A 14,150-nucleotide genomic window follows, 5' to 3' on the forward strand; every position below is an offset into this window, starting at 1 on the left:
GCCGGGGGTCTAGCAATCTGGTGAATGCAGCGGACTCATAATCCGCCTTAGGCGAGTTCGATCCTCGCGACCCCCATTCTTTGGCGATGCGATTTCTGGCTCCGGCGGCCCTGCTGATCCTGCTGGCCTTTTTCGCCGCCTCCGAATTTGCCCTGATTCGCCTGCGCCCGACCCGGGTGCAGTTGCTCGAGGAGGACGGCCACGCTGGTGCGACCGCCGTGGCACGCCTGCAGCGGCGTTTGCGCCGGGCCCTGGTGGCGACGCAGCTCGGCATGGCCATGGCCCTGTTGGCGCTGGGCTGGAGTGGCCGCGCCCTGGCGGAACGGCTCTCCGCTGCCGCGGGCCAGCAGTTCTGGTGGGACATCGCTGTCTTTTCGGTCCTCGTGCTCTTGGCCACTCTTTTGGGCGGCTTGGTGCCTAAGGCCTGGGTCTTGCATCGCCCCGAAGCCACCGCCCTGCGGTTGGCTCCGGTGTTGGAGAACCTGATTCGCACCCTGGCGCCGTTTTTGGCGGTGGTGGAGCGTCTGGGTGATGGGGTGCTGCGCTTGCTGGGCTTGCCGCGCAACTGGGATCAGTTGGTGCCGGCCCTCTCAGCCGGTGAGCTCGAAACCCTGATTGAGTCCAACAGCGTCACCGGCTTGATGCCCGATGAGCGCGACATGTTGGAGGGTCTCTTTTCTCTGCGCGATACCCAGGTGCGGGAGGTGATGGTCCCCCGTTCGGGCATGGTCACCCTGCCTTTGGAGGTGCGCTTTGGTGAGCTGATGGAGGCCGTCCATACGACCCACCACGCCCGCTTCCCGGTCTTGGGCAGTTCCCTCGATGACGTGCGCGGGGTGCTGGACCTCAGGCGTTTGGCGGAACCCATTGCCAAGGGACTTCTGCAGCGCGACACACCGTTGGCTCCCTATGTCACCCCGGTCACCAAGGTCCAAGAGACCACGCCAGTCGCTGAATTGCTGCCCTTGATTCGCAGTGGTCAACCGCTATTGCTGGTGGTGGATGAGCACGGAGGCACCGAGGGTCTGGTCACGATCTCCGACTTCACCAGCGAGATCGTCGGCGAAGAGGAGGATCCCGAAAATCCCGAGGAGGATCTCCAGCAGCTCCAGGACGACAGCTGGTTGGTGGCCGGAGATCTGGAGATTTATGAGCTGAACCGGGAGCTCAACCTCCAGTTGCCTGAATCCGACGAACATCACACCCTCGCCGGCTTCCTCTTGGAGCGCCTGCAGCACATCCCTTCACCCGGAGAAAGTGTGTTCTGGAAGGGGCATCAATTTGAGGTCCTCGCGATGGATGGTCCCCGGATTGACCGTGTAGAGATCAGTCGCCGTTTGGCAGAGCCCGTCAGCGATGACGACCTTTGATCCCTGATAATTACTGCGCCGGAACACCAACGCCATGAAGCCAGTCCGCGTTGGGGTCATCGGGATCGGAAACATGGGCTGGCACCACGCCCGGGTGCTCAGCCTGCTCAAGGATGCGGAGCTTGTCGGGGTTGCTGACCCAGACCCCCATCGCGGTCAGCTTGCGGTCGAGCAGTTTGGCTGCCGCTGGTTTGGGGATTACACCGAGCTGCTGAAGGAAGTCGAGGCGGTTTGCATCGCGGTGCCGACGCTCCTGCACCACCGCGTCGGCATGGCCTGCTTTGACGCGGGCGTCCACGTCCTGATCGAGAAGCCGATCGCAGCCACCCAAGACGAGGCCTCCGATCTGATTCGAGCGGCGAAATCCTCCGGCCGTCTGCTGCAGGTGGGGCACATCGAGCGCTTTAACCCGGCCTTCCGCGAGTTGGTCAAGGTGGTGGCTGGCGAGGAGGTGGTGGTGCTGGAGGCCCGCCGCCACAGCCCCAACCCGGACCGCGCCAATGACGTCTCGGTGGTGCTGGATCTCATGATCCATGACATCGATTTGGTGCTGGAACTGGCGCAGGCCCCCGTTATTCGCCTTGCCGCCGCCGGCGGCCGCAGCGCCGATGGTCCGATCGATTACGTCAATGCCACCTTGGGCTTTGCCAATGGTGTGGTCGCCAGCCTGACCGCCAGCAAGATGGCGCACCGCAAAATCCGCAGCCTCTCCGCCCACTGCCGCAGCGCCCTGGTGGAGACCGATTTCCTCAACCGCAGCCTGCAGATTCACCGGCGGACCCACCAGTCCTTCAGCGCTGACCACGGTGAATTGCTGTATCGCAACGACGGATTCATCGAAGAGGTGAGCACCTCGCCGGTGGACCCCCTTGTCGCTGAGCTGGAGCATTTCCTCCAGTGCGTTCGCGGTGAGGAGAAGCCCGCCGTCGACGGTCCTCAGGCGTCGCGGGCCCTGCTGCTTGCCGATCTGATCGAGCAGTGCGTTGAGCAGGCCAACATCTGCATGACCCTGCCGGAGCCGATCTAACTCAGGCCATCTCCGCCAGTTCTTTCAGCGCCAGCAGCTGCCAGCGGCGGCAGTCAGCTGGTGAGGCGCGATAGAAGGCATCCCAGGCATCGCCTTTGTGGCTGCCGTACTCCGCGGGATCGATCTCCGGATGGCGCTGCTGCCAGCCGACGCGGACCGCGTGGCCAATCACCACATCCAGCACCAGGTCGTCAGCGACGCTGACCTCCGGGTTGGCATCGACGAAGGCAATCAGGGTGACCAGGGTCTCGATGCAGAGGCGGCGGTATTCGGGCGCCTCAATCTTGCTGAGCAGGTGCTCGACGTGGACCGCGAAGTTGCGCTCGCCGGGGGTCTTCTCCTTGAGCAGCGGCGCGCTCTCGAGCCGGTTGCGGCGCTCGAGCTTGTCGCCGATGACCAGGCCGCGGCAGTGGTGCAGCAGGCTCCAGATTCCGGGGTGGAAGTCCCGGGGCACGTTCTGCAGCGCACCCATGCGCTCCCGGTGTTTCAGCCAGTTTTCGCCCTTTTCGAGCTCCTCCAAGGGTTCAGGAGCCTCCCAGCTCACCCGGCCACTGAGGTGCAGTTGCTCCTTGCGTTGCAGGGCGGCCTTGGCGTGCTCCACATCGCTGAGCACCTGCTTGAGCCGCCGTCCGATGGCGTGGGGCGGCGTGTCGCAGAGGGCCTCGAAGGCTTCACTCGGTGAGAGGTTCTGCTCCCCGGCCACTTCACTGGTGAGCAGCAGCAGCAGTTGTCCCAGCTGCAGGGTCAGGCTGCCGCTGAGTAAGGCGGGATCACGTCGGGCCAGACCATCGAGGGCCAGCAGGAGTTCCTGCTGCAGCACCCATTCGCGGCTGTCCTCGCCGCTGTAGAGGCGGATCATGGCTGCAATCGCCTTGCTGCTGAGGGGCTGGGTGATCAGGGAGTCGTTGGTGTAGTTGCGCCCCACCACGACCTGTTTCTGGCGCACCAAGAGATCGGTGAGGGCATCTTCAAGCTGGGGATGAACCAAACCCAGGACTCCAGCGCAGCGCCGCACCACGTTCCAGTCCCCATCCTTGAGGGCGCGGCGGTAGGCCTCCTCCAACAGGGCCTTGGGTGTTGCATTGCCCTTGGGTCCGGTCAGGACGGCCGAGAGGCCGAGCCGGCGGACCAAGAGCTCAAGTAGCTCGGCTTGCTCTTGTAGGGAGGCGCTTTGCCAGAGCCGCTCCAGCAGCGCATCCAGGCTGGATTCCTCCAGCTCTTGCTCTTGTTCGGCGGTCAGCGGTTTGTCCAGGCCGCTGCTCTGCAGTCCTTGGATGGGCTCCGCAGCGCTGACGGCAGCCTCCGGTTGCGCATTGGGCAGTTCCGCCCAGCAAGCTTGGTTGGCCAGGTCGTCCAAGCTGCCGAGTTGCACGGCGGTTCCACCCAGCACGCCGCTCCGCAGGGTCTCCCCAAGCCGCAGGAAGGTGTCAGGGCTGCGCTGGAAGGGTCCTTCTTCGACAGGGATCAGCAGCAGCGGTAGCCCGCTGCCGCGCCAGTGGCGTTGCAACTGACTGATTTCGTTGGTGACCGCATCCACCAGTTGCTCGGGGTCATCGGAGAGATAGAAGGTGTCCTCCTCCAGCACCGCTGGCAAAAAGGCCAGGGTTTGGCCGTCTTGGCGGTAGAGCCGGGCGGTGGCCATGGTCTCCATGCGCAGCCGCGGATGACCGCTCAGGCCCAGTCGCGCATTGGCGCCCACCTGGGCCATCCGCCGGCCGAGCTCTTTGGAGCTGGCGATGTTGCTGGGCCCTGGGCGGCTGACGGCCAGTCCCGCCTGCTCCAGGGCCGCTGCGATGTGCTCGCGGGCGGGGACGAAACTCACCAGGACCTGAGGCGCCCCCAGGCTGCGGCTGCGGCGCCGTTCGCTGGGGTCCAGTTGCTGCGGCTCCAGTAGGCCCAGCAGCATCAGGTCGCTGAGCCAGGTCAGGCTTTGCGTCCAGAGCAGGGGAACGTTGTCGTTGGCAATGCGCTCCTGGCTTCCCGGTTGTTTGCGCTCGGCGTCGATGCTGGCTTTCGGGACCAGATAGACCTCCGGCAGCAGCTCGATGCCGTCCACGTCGACGGCAACCTTGCGCAGCCGCTCCCGCCAGCTCCAGGCCTCACTCCAGCGTTCTTCGCAGCAGGCCGTGATCAGCTCATAGGCCAGGAACAGGGGCCATTCGCATTCGATGTGCTCGAACTGGGCCAGTTCCTCCCGTTCGTAGTGCAGTCGGTTGTGGTCCTCGACGACGGTCTGGTGGCCGTCCCGGCGGAAGCGCTTGTAGCCGTAGGGCCCGCCCAGTTCGGTGCGGATCTTGTCGCGCGTGCGCTCCACAAGGGCGCTGTCTTCCACGGCCCAGGCCGGGTAGCCAATCACCGAGAGGCAGGCCGCATCGACTTCTTTGCTGGCTGATTCCCTGGGCAACAGGCCGCTGAGGGCGCGCCGCAGCCGCACGATGGCGTCGTGGGGAATGTGCAGGTGGCACTGACCATTGCCGTGGGGGCCATAGAGATCCAGGCCTTCCAGGGCCTCGAGGGCAGCCTTAACCAGACCAATGGAGCTGGCGTTGCGCTCGGGTAGGCCGTGGTTGCCCTTGTCCCCGCGCTCCCAGATGCCGTAGTCGCGCACCCGGTAGGCGCGAGCCACGTAATAGACGAGGTTTTGCAGGAAGTCCCGTTCGTGGCTGGTTTGCACCACCACCAGTCCCGAACGGGTCAGCTGGGCGAGCTGCAGCAGGAACAGGGCCGTGGCATCGAGCTGCAGGTGCCCCCAGCCGTCATCGGGGACCACCGGATCGCCACTGCCGGTGTCGTATTTGGCGTGCAGGCAATCGAGCGGGGAGAGGGTCTGCTTGAAGCGCTCGACCTTGTGGGCCTGGCGCAGCATCGCGTTGAGTAGACCCCGCATCAGTTGCAGCACCCGCTGCTCCAGCTCGTAGACGCGGGCGGTGGCGCCACTCAGGCGCCGATGGGCCAGGGCGAGGCCCCAGACGCATTGGATCGAGTAGACGCAGTCCCGCACCCAGGCATCGCCGTAGTTGCCGTGGACGTTGTTGGCGGTGCTGGCGGGGAGCAGGCCAGTGATCGGATGTTGGCGCTGCAGCACCACCTGATCGATCTGCCGGTCCAGTTCTTGCAGGCGCTGCCAAGCCTCAGCGGCACTCAGCTGCAGCGGTGCGGCGCTGTTCGCAACCGGGGCGCTGCTGAGGGTCATGGGCGAGCACTGCCTGAAGGCCAGCCATAGATTCTCCCGTGCGGCCTATCCACGACGGCATCAATGGCGACTCCCGCCAGCCCCAATGCGTTTGATCAGCCCGCCTGGGAGACCGCCCAGGTCTTGGGTGTGCAGGTGGCCGTGGCCGCCGATGTGCTCGAAGCCGCCCTGGCCTTGAAGCAACGGGGGGGCGGTCAGATCGTCACCTTGAACGCCGAGATGACGATGTCGGCCCTGGCCGATCCCGCCCTAGGTGGGGCGATCGCGGCGGCGGATCTGGTGATTCCTGATGGTGCCGGTGTGGTCTGGGCCCTCAAGCGCCAGGGTTACCGGGTGCGCCGCAGTCCAGGCATTGAGCTCGCCCGTCAGCTCCTGGTCGAGGCGGCTTCACGCAGCTGGCGTGTGGCTTTGGTGGGCGCTAGCCCCGAGGTGATGGCGCTGGTCTCGGCCCGGCTGAAAAAAGAGATTCCTGGCCTGAACCTGCAGTTCAGCGTCCACGGCTATCAAAGCCCGGAGCAGTGGCCCGGCATTGAGCAGCAACTCCGCGAGGCCAGGCCGGATCTGGTGCTGGCGGCCTTGGGTGTGCCGCGCCAAGAGACCTGGATCCAGCGCATGCATGCCGATCAGCCCGGCCTCTGGATGGGAGTGGGCGGCAGTTTTGACGTCTGGTCGGGCGCGAAACAGCGCGCTCCCCAGTGGATGTGCCGTCTGCAGATCGAATGGCTGTATCGCCTCGTTCAAGAGCCCAGCCGTTGGCGCCGGATGTTGGCGCTGCCGGAATTTGCCTGGGCCGTCTTACGCCAGGGCTAATCCCGGATGGCCAGCAAAAAGCGGTGGAGACCATAGGGGCCCCCACCGCTTTTTTGTTTCGCTCTTCAGCTCAGCTTGGAATCAGCGGAAGCCGACGGAGGCTTGCCAGACAAAGGCCAGCAGCAGGAAGAACAGGGGAATGATCGGCAGGATGTCAATCAGAGGACCGAAGGCTTGGTAGGCCTCGGGCAGCTGGGCCAGGGTCTGCAGGGCGTAGGCGGCCATCCTGGTTTCGTCGTTGGCTAGGGACGGAAGCTACCACGTGTGGGCGGCCGGAGAGGCTGGTTCCCACGGAGCGAAATCCTCTGAAAAACAGCCGTCACGGATGGCCTGTCCCATCGCTGTGCTGAAGCGCACCAGTTGGGTGATGTTGTGCAGGCTGAGCAGGATCTTTCCGAGCAGTTCATCCGTTTTGATCAGGTGGTGGAGGTAGGCGCGGCTGTGGACCGTGCAGGCCGGGCAGCTGCAGCTGGGATCCAGTGGGCTGTGGTCATGGCGGAAGCGGGCGTTTTTCAAGTTCCAGCGCTCGCCGCCCACCAGGGCCGCTCCGTGGCGTCCCAGGCGGGTGGGCAGCACGCAATCAAAGAGATCGAAGCCGTTGGCCACGGCGATGGCCATTTCAGGGAGGGTGCCAACGCCCATCAGGTAGTGGGGCTTGTCATCGGGCAGTAGGGGGCCGACCTGCCGCACGATCCGGTGCATTTCTTCGGCGGGCTCGCCCACGCTCACACCACCGACGGCGATGCCTGGCAGTCCCATGGCGCTGATGACGCGTGCCGATTCTTCGCGCAGGTGCGGGAAGCAGCCCCCCTGCACGATCCCGAACAGGGCCTGATCGTCCTTGGTGTGGCTCGTGATGCAGCGCTCCAGCCAGGCATGGGTGCGGCGGCAGGCGGTCTCCACCTCGCTTTCCGTGGCGGGATAGGGCGGGCACTGGTCAAAGGCCATTGCCACATCGGCCCCCAGGGCCATTTGGATCGCCATGGATCGCTCTGGGGTGAGATCGATCCGGGCCCCATCGCGGGGGGAGCGAAAGACCACGCCGCGGTCGTTGATGGTGTTGATGTCTCCCAGGCTGAAGACCTGAAAGCCGCCGGAGTCGGTGAGCATTGGCCCGTCCCAGGCCATGAAGCGGTGCAAGCCGCCGCCATCCGCCACGATCTGCTCACCGGGTTGCAGGTGCAGGTGGAAGGTGTTGGAGAGCACCATCTCCGCCCCGGTCGCTTTGAGTTGCGCCGGCGTGACGCCCTTCACCGTGGCCAGCGTCCCCACGGGCATGAAGCGCGGGGTGGTGACGACGCCATGGGGGGTGTGAAAGCAGCCGCAACGGGCGGCGGTGCGCGTGCAGCGGGCCGTGATCTCGAAGTGGAAGCTCATCGAGGCGGCAGGATCATCTAGCCCCATCGTTGCTGGCCGCCTGCATGCTCAGGGATTGGGCTGGAGCCTGGATTTTTTACAGCGTCCTTCCGCTGCCGCCCGGGGTCACGCCGCGCTTTGAGCGCATTGCCCGCTTTGCCCCTTGGGTGGGTCTGGCGATTGGGCTGTTGGAGGCAGCGCTGTGGCAGCTGCTCGCGCCCGCGGGTCCGCTGGTGCAGATCCCCCTGGTCTTGGCCCTGGGCATCAGCCTGAGCGGCGGGCTGCATCTCGATGGGCTGATGGATACGGCCGATGGCCTGGCCGCCCCTGCTGAACGCCGTCTGGAGGCCATGGACGACAGCAGGGTTGGGGCGAGCGGGGTCCAGGCGCTGTTGGTGGCTCTCTTGCTGCGCGCTGCGGCGTTGGCCTGGCTTGGCCCCCTGGCGCCTTTCGCCCTGGTCTGGGCTTCGGTTTGGGCGCGGGTTTCACCGCTGTTTGCGATGCAGTGGTTTCCCTATCTGCGCCAGAGCGAGGGCACGGCGGCTTTTCACCTGCGCCATTGGCAGGGTCTGCTGGCTGAATTGGTGCCCTCGTTGCTGTTGGCTTTTGCCCTCAGCGGCCTGCTGCTGGGACTCGGGCTCAGTCCATGGGCCGGGTTGGGCTGGCTCGGTGTGCTGCCGGCCATGCTGATTCCTTGGGTGTTGGGCCGGCGCTTGGGCGGTCACAGCGGCGACAGCTACGGCGCCTGCGTGGAGTGGAGCCTTAGTTGGATCCTGTTGCTGTTGGCCGTTTCGGCAGGCTGAGTTGGAAGGCATTGCCAGCGCTGGGCAGTTTGGGATCGAGACCGGAGGGCGGCACCCGTAGCTCCAGTGCACCGCCGATGCGTTCCGCGAGGTCCCGGCCGAGCGCCAGCCCCAGACCGCTGCCGTCGAGGGCAAGGCCGGTGCTGCCCCGTTCCCCTTTGCGGAAGATCTGCTCCCGTTCGGCGCTGGGGATTTCGGGCCCTTCGTCCCAAACCGCCAGCACGAGCTGATCGCCCTGCTCCTGGCAAACCAGGCCGACGCCGCCACCAGGGCGGCTGTAGCGGAAGGCGTTCTCCAGCAGGTTGGCCACGATTTCGGAGACGGCCGCGGCATTGCACGCTTGCGTCGGAAGCTCTCCAGGCGGCACCCAGCGCCGGCCTTGCAGGGCGGCGGTTCCAGCGGCGCGCTCCAGCAAGGGCTCCAGTACTTGGTTGAGGGAGTGCAGGTCCTCACTGCTGAAGGCTGGCGGCAGCAGCAGCGGTTGCAGGCCGTCTTGGGCGGGGGGCAGCAGCGGAGTTTGGGTGAGTTGATCGATCGCTTCGAGATAGCGATTGATCTGGTGCTGCTCGCTCAGCAGGTTGTCCACCAACGCTTGATTGGCGCTATCGCCATCGAGTCGACGCCTGAGCAGTTGTCCAAAGGTGCGCAGGGCCGCCAGGGGATTGCGCAGTTGATGGACCAGCAGCTTGAGCTGGTCGTCCCGCAGGGCCAGTTGACGGCCGAGTCGTTGTTGCTCCAGATCGAGCTTGAGCGCTTCGGTGAGGCAGAGCGCTGTTGCTTCCAGCCGATCACTCAGGGGCGTGGGCCAGGGCCAGCAGTCGGTGTCGATTCGCAGGGCTCCAAGCAGGAGCGGCCCATCTCGCAGGGCGAGCCAACGGCGCGTACTGCGCTCGTCTGGCGATGGCCTACTGGCATCGCTTTCGAGGGCCAAGACTTGCTTGGGCCAGCCGCCAATCGAGAGCAGGGAGGGTTCTCCACTGGCGCTGGGGAGGGCCACGTACACCACCAATGACCGCAGATCAGGACGATCTGCGAATTGGGCAAGTTGCTGTTTCAGCAGCGCGAGAAACCGCTTGGAGACTTGCATCTAGGCGGCGTTCTGGTGGTGGTCCACGGCCTTAAACGGAACTTTTTTCGGAGACTTGGTTCAAATCCGAGAAAAAGTCTTAAGATTTTGGGTATCGACCAATACCGAGCGGCCTGACGCAGGCAGCACGGCGATGGCTTCTGCCTTTGGTTGCAACTTTGTTGCATCGAGGTTACAGCAGGAGAGACACGTCTCTTTGCTGGTTGAACGCCAACGCTCGCTTTGCTGTCAGTTTGGGCTGTCAGACGTTTGGGCGTTGTTGAAGGTCTCTTGCCTTCGTCTCTTCGTCCCCTCCGCCCTTCGGGGTTCCTGAACCATGTCCAAAAAGCGCAAGCGCATCAGCCGCCGCCGGCTTGCTGGCCAGCGAGTCCTGGCCCATGTCGGTGTTCACAACATCGAGACCGGTGAATACAAGCCTGTGACGGCTGCCCGTCGCTACATCGCCGAGTCAGGGATCGTTCCTCCCGCTCTGGTGAACGTGCGTCGTAACGAGCACACCACGGACCGCTTCTTCTGGGGCGAAAAAGGTCTGTTTAGTGCCCAATACGCCGAGGAGAACCACTTCCTCTTCCCTTCCCTGCGTGAGATCGTCGATCGCATTGGCGAAGACAACCTCTTTGCTGGTCTCGAGGCGATGGCCGCCGACGACTGGGAAGAAATGGAAGAGTACGAATACGCCTTCGTCTGATTCTCAGACTCTGCTTTCAGAAGGGCATCAGCCGGCCTCCCGATGGGGCCGGCTTTTTTGTTGCTCACTGAGGCAGGCCTTGGCTGGGCGCGATCCGCTCAGTGATGAAGCGTTTGAGCTCAGGGAAGAGCGATTCATCGATGCCATGGCCGCCGTCAAAGGCCAGCAATTGCGCTGACTGTCCGCTGGCTTGGAGTTGCTGCAGCAGTTCTTCGCTGGCCATGAACGGCACCACCGGATCCTGGCGGCCATGGGTCAGGAGCACGGGGGGGCAGGCAGACGGCGCTTGCCAGCCTTGATGGGGGTAGCCGCTGCAGGCGGCGATGCCGGCCAAGGGCAGTGCTGTGCCGACATCAAGGGCCATGGCTGCGCCCTGGGAGAACCCCAGCAGCACGGTCCGCTCGAGGGGGACGCTCTCGGCGAGGGCGAGAAGCCGGGCTTGGAGGCCGGAGCGTGCTGCGGGCAGGGCGTCCCAATCGATGGGCTGCAGGTCGTACCACTGCCGTCCGCTCCCATAGGGGTGGGGCTCTGGCGCCCGCAGGGCGACAACACTGGTCTCTGGGTTGACGAGCAGTTCCCCGAGATCCAGGAGGTCATCGGCATCGGCTCCCCAGCCGTGCAGCAGAACGAGTCGCTGTTGCGCGTTCTCAGGCCCGAGTTGGAGCTGGTCGGGATGGCTGGTCATGGGCGGATCCGGGAGCTGCTCCTGCGTAGGTTGGACCTTCTGCCGACCTCTGCATCGCCATGGCGCCCACGGCCCTGCTCAGCGTGTCCAATAAGGAAGGGCTGGTGCCCTTGGCCCAGGGGCTGTTGGCGGCTGGTTATCAGCTGATTTCAAGCGGCGGTACGGCAGCGGCGTTGTCGGCCGCTGGGGTTCCGGTGACCAAGGTCGCTGAGCACACCGGTGCCCCCGAGATCCTTGGGGGACGCGTGAAAACCCTGCACCCCCGGATTCACGGCGGAATCCTGGCCAAGCGCTCGGACTCCTCCCACCAGAGTGATCTGGTTGACCAGGGCATTGCCCCGATCGATGTGGTCGTGGTCAATCTCTATCCCTTCCGCGAGACGATTGCTCGGCCCGATGTCAGCTGGGACGCGGCGATTGAGAACATCGACATCGGCGGGCCAGCGATGGTGCGCGCAGCCGCCAAGAACCATGCGGACGTGGCGGTCCTGACCAGTCCGGCGCAATATCCCGCCTTTCTGAAGGCCCTGGCCGCCGGAGCGATTAGCCCTGAGCTGCGGCGTCAGCTGGCCCTGGAAGCCTTCAGCCACACCGCTGAGTACGACACCGCCATCAGCCAGTGGCTGAGTGCGCAGCTGGCATCGCAGAGCGCCGGCACGTTCAGCCTGGAGTTGCCCGCGCGCCAAAGCCTGCGCTACGGCGAAAATCCCCACCAAAGCGCCACCTGGTACGCCCAGCCTGGGGCTGGCCTGGGTGCGGGCGAGCAGCTCCAGGGCAAGGAGCTCAGCTACAACAACATCCTCGATCTCGAGGCCGCCCTCGCCACGGTGCGCGAGTTCGGCTACGGCGGACAGCCTGCGGGGGGCAACGCCTTCAAGCCTGCGGCGGTCGTGGTCAAGCACACCAATCCCTGCGGCGTGGCCACTGGGACAGGCAGCGCCAATGCGATTGAGCGGGCACTGGATGCGGATCGCCTCTCGGCGTTTGGCGGCATTGTTGCGATCAATGGTCCCGTCGATGGCGCCACCGCAGGGCATTTGACCAGCCTGTTCCTGGAGTGCGTGGTTGCGCCCTCCTTTGATCCGGAAGCCCGCGAGCTCTTGTCGGCGAAGGCCAATTTGCGTTTGCTGGAGTTGGCACCGGAGGCGATTGAGCGGGCCAGCCGGCAACAACTCCGCAGCGTCCTGGGTGGACTGCTAGTGCAGGACCTGGACGATCAGCCCGTCGACGAGACCGCTTGGCAGGTCGTCAGCAAGCGTCAGCCCAGCCCCCAAGAACTGGCGGATTTGGCCTTCTGTTGGCGCTTGGTGCGTCACGTGCGCTCCAACGCCATCACCGTGGCCCGCGGCGGTCAAAGCCTTGGCATCGGCGCCGGTCAGATGAACCGCGTGGGTTCGGCCAAGATTGCCCTGGAGACCGCTGGGGACAAGGCCCGTGGAGCCGTGCTGGCCAGCGATGGCTTCTTCCCCTTCGATGACACCGTTCGCTTGGCGGCCCAGTACGGCATCACGGCCGTGATTCAGCCCGGGGGCAGCGTCCGCGACGCGGACTCGATTGCCGCCTGCGACGAGTTGGGCCTGGCGATGGTCACCACGGGCCGCCGCCATTTCCTGCACTGATCTAGCGTCGCGCGGTCCGTCCACCACGCCAGCGCTCCATGCCGGAAGCTCTCGCCTTCAATCTCAACTTCCTGCACCCGCTGGCCATGTGGGGCCTGCTGGCCCTGAGCGGCTACGCGATGTTCCTTGGCATCAAGGCCAAGAAAACGCGTACCGCTGATGCCGAAGCGCGTAAGACCCTGATCAAGGGGCAGTTCGCGAAACGCCATTACCTCTATGGCAGTGCCGTCTTGGCGGTGATGGTGCTGGGCACCTTTGGCGGCATGGCCGTCACCTACTTGAACAACGGCAAGCTGTTCGTCGGCCCTCACCTGCTGGTGGGCATCGCCATGACCTGCGGACTCGCGATGGCAGCAGCCCTGTCCCCGCTGATGCAGCAGGGCAATCTGATCGCCCGCAAGCTGCACGTGATGCTGAACATGGGTGTCTTCACCCTGTTTCTTTGGCAAGCCGTGAGCGGGATGCAGATCCTCAACAAGATCTGGGAAAACCGCCCCGCTTGATCAGAACTGGGCCCGCCGTCTTGGCGGGCAGTCCAGCCCATGGGTGGCGTGGAAGTCCTCTTGGACTTTCCAGGTCAGGCGCCTGGAGATTTGGCGCACGATCTGACGCAGTAGATGGTCTCCGCTGCTCTGAACCAGGCTCTCGGGCAGGAGGCCAATCACCGCCGGGAGCTTGATCCAGACGCTGAGGTCCAGCTCCCAGCGCACATCGGTCTGGGGGATCTCTGCGTTTTGCTCTTCCAGACGGAGGGCCGCATTGAACTCCACGTCGTAGAGGTCCCGCAGGCCCGGTTGGAACTGCTCAGGCGGCACGGTGCAAATGCGATAGACGCCTTGGCTTTGAGGCAGGAGTTCCAGGCCAATCGTCGGTTCCACTTCGAAGCCAAAGTTGCCGAAGCGGCCGAGGGTGAGCCGATAGCCGTTTTGCCCCAGGCTGTTGACCTCCATGGGGGCCGCGCAACGGCGGAACCAACCTTCGTGGCGATCGAGGTAGGCCGCCACGGTTTTGGCGGGGGCCCGCATCTCCATCACATCAGCGAATTGGCTGCTGTAGCAGCGGACCCGTGTGTCCTCGCTGCGCCGCAGGGGCAGGTCGCTGGCGTCGACCTCAGGTCCAGGTGTGGTCACCGATGAGATCAACGCAGAAGGCTCTGTTGGAGGGCCTGGTTGTGGGTCAGATGAATCAATGTAAAGCGCGCTCGGGGCCCGGCTCTGCAGCGTCTGTGACAGCTCGACTAGGCGTCGGCTAAGGCCATCAAACGGCTAATCACATCCTCCACAACGCGATCGGGAGTGGAAGCGCCGGAGGTGATGCCCACCCGCAGCGGACCGCTGGGGAGGAAGGGCTCGACCACCTCCAGCTCGGCCCCCAGGGGCTTGTGTTCAATCCGGTTGCTGGGGCCAATGCGCTCAGGGGTGTCGATGTGGAAGGAGCGAATCCCGCGCGTGATGGCGATCTCCTGCAGGTGGGTGGTGTTGGAGGAGTTGTAGCCGCCAATGACCACCATCA

The 14,150-nt window shown here is 64.8% G+C and carries 13 protein-coding genes, 1 tRNA gene and 1 pseudogene; 8 read left to right on the plus strand and 7 right to left on the minus strand.

Going from position 1 to position 14,150, the window contains the following annotated elements:
* Positions 1–3 precede the first annotated feature (3 nt).
* The 3 genes from QZ189_RS08225 to QZ189_RS08235 all read left to right on the plus strand — a co-directional run bounded on the left by QZ189_RS08225 (position 4) and on the right by QZ189_RS08235 (position 2,397).
* A tRNA-Ile gene (locus QZ189_RS08225) sits at positions 4–76 on the plus strand.
* Positions 77–86: 10 nt separating this feature from the next.
* Complete coding sequence (locus QZ189_RS08230) at positions 87–1,370, plus strand: hemolysin family protein (RefSeq protein ID WP_296421507.1); 1,284 nt, start codon at positions 87–89, stop codon at positions 1,368–1,370.
* Positions 1,371–1,404: 34 nt separating this feature from the next.
* Entirely contained in the window at positions 1,405–2,397 is a 993-nt protein-coding gene (locus tag QZ189_RS08235; RefSeq protein WP_247476351.1) for a Gfo/Idh/MocA family oxidoreductase, read from the plus strand.
* 1 nt (position 2,398) lies between these two features.
* Here the strand turns inward: QZ189_RS08235 and QZ189_RS08240 are convergent, their stop codons facing one another.
* Positions 2,399–5,590, minus strand: a complete 3,192-nt coding sequence (locus tag QZ189_RS08240) for a glycoside hydrolase family 15 protein (protein WP_296421508.1) — start codon at positions 5,588–5,590, stop codon at positions 2,399–2,401.
* 63 nt (positions 5,591–5,653) lie between these two features.
* On the opposite strand from QZ189_RS08240, the gene QZ189_RS08245 reads away from it, so the two are divergent.
* Positions 5,654–6,400 (plus strand): WecB/TagA/CpsF family glycosyltransferase, encoded by a 747-nt coding sequence (locus tag QZ189_RS08245; protein ID WP_296421509.1) that lies wholly within the window; start codon positions 5,654–5,656, stop codon positions 6,398–6,400.
* A gap of 81 nt (positions 6,401–6,481) precedes the next feature.
* Here the strand turns inward: QZ189_RS08245 and QZ189_RS08250 are convergent, their stop codons facing one another.
* On the minus strand, positions 6,482–6,625 hold the full coding sequence (locus QZ189_RS08250) for a photosystem II reaction center protein K (RefSeq protein WP_010314460.1): 144 nt from the start codon (positions 6,623–6,625) through the stop codon (positions 6,482–6,484).
* A 30-nt stretch (positions 6,626–6,655) separates the two neighbouring features.
* Entirely contained in the window at positions 6,656–7,777 is a 1,122-nt protein-coding gene (tgt, locus tag QZ189_RS08255; protein WP_043705370.1) for a tRNA guanosine(34) transglycosylase Tgt, read from the minus strand.
* Positions 7,778–7,821: 44 nt separating this feature from the next.
* Here tgt and QZ189_RS08260 point away from each other — a divergent pair, with 44 nt between their 5' ends.
* Entirely contained in the window at positions 7,822–8,559 is a 738-nt protein-coding gene (locus tag QZ189_RS08260) for an adenosylcobinamide-GDP ribazoletransferase (protein WP_247476345.1), read from the plus strand.
* On the opposite strand, the gene QZ189_RS08265 is transcribed toward QZ189_RS08260, so the two are convergent.
* Complete coding sequence (locus QZ189_RS08265; RefSeq protein WP_296421511.1) at positions 8,519–9,565, minus strand: HAMP domain-containing sensor histidine kinase; 1,047 nt, start codon at positions 9,563–9,565, stop codon at positions 8,519–8,521. The two genes, QZ189_RS08260 and QZ189_RS08265, sit on opposite strands and share 41 nt — an antisense overlap.
* A gap of 397 nt (positions 9,566–9,962) precedes the next feature.
* On the opposite strand from QZ189_RS08265, the gene QZ189_RS08270 reads away from it, so the two are divergent.
* Positions 9,963–10,334 (plus strand): DUF3155 domain-containing protein, encoded by a 372-nt coding sequence (locus QZ189_RS08270; protein WP_010314468.1) that lies wholly within the window; start codon positions 9,963–9,965, stop codon positions 10,332–10,334.
* Between the two features lie 64 nt (positions 10,335–10,398).
* Here the strand turns inward: QZ189_RS08270 and QZ189_RS08275 are convergent, their stop codons facing one another.
* Positions 10,399–11,019, minus strand: a complete 621-nt coding sequence (locus QZ189_RS08275) for a dienelactone hydrolase family protein (RefSeq protein ID WP_296421513.1) — start codon at positions 11,017–11,019, stop codon at positions 10,399–10,401.
* Positions 11,020–11,078: 59 nt separating this feature from the next.
* Between QZ189_RS08275 and purH the strand changes: the two genes are divergently transcribed.
* The gene (gene purH / locus QZ189_RS08280; RefSeq protein ID WP_296416390.1) at positions 11,079–12,638 is read left to right on the plus strand and encodes a bifunctional phosphoribosylaminoimidazolecarboxamide formyltransferase/IMP cyclohydrolase; all 1,560 of its coding nucleotides are present in this window, start codon (positions 11,079–11,081) and stop codon (positions 12,636–12,638) included.
* Positions 12,639–12,676: 38 nt separating this feature from the next.
* Entirely contained in the window at positions 12,677–13,141 is a 465-nt protein-coding gene (locus QZ189_RS08285; RefSeq protein ID WP_010314472.1) for a DUF4079 domain-containing protein, read from the plus strand.
* On the opposite strand, the gene QZ189_RS08290 is transcribed toward QZ189_RS08285, so the two are convergent.
* Both QZ189_RS08290 and QZ189_RS08295 read right to left on the minus strand, forming a co-directional pair.
* Complete coding sequence (locus QZ189_RS08290) at positions 13,142–13,780, minus strand: DUF1997 domain-containing protein (RefSeq protein WP_296416389.1); 639 nt, start codon at positions 13,778–13,780, stop codon at positions 13,142–13,144.
* Positions 13,781–13,875: 95 nt separating this feature from the next.
* Positions 13,876–14,150, minus strand: a pseudogene (locus QZ189_RS08295) (4-hydroxy-3-methylbut-2-enyl diphosphate reductase); the annotation flags it as partial.

It is taken from the genome of Vulcanococcus sp. CPBay_Sum15L08_68 (assembly GCF_017855895.1).
Lineage (GTDB): Bacteria > Cyanobacteriota > Cyanobacteriia > PCC-6307 > Cyanobiaceae > Vulcanococcus.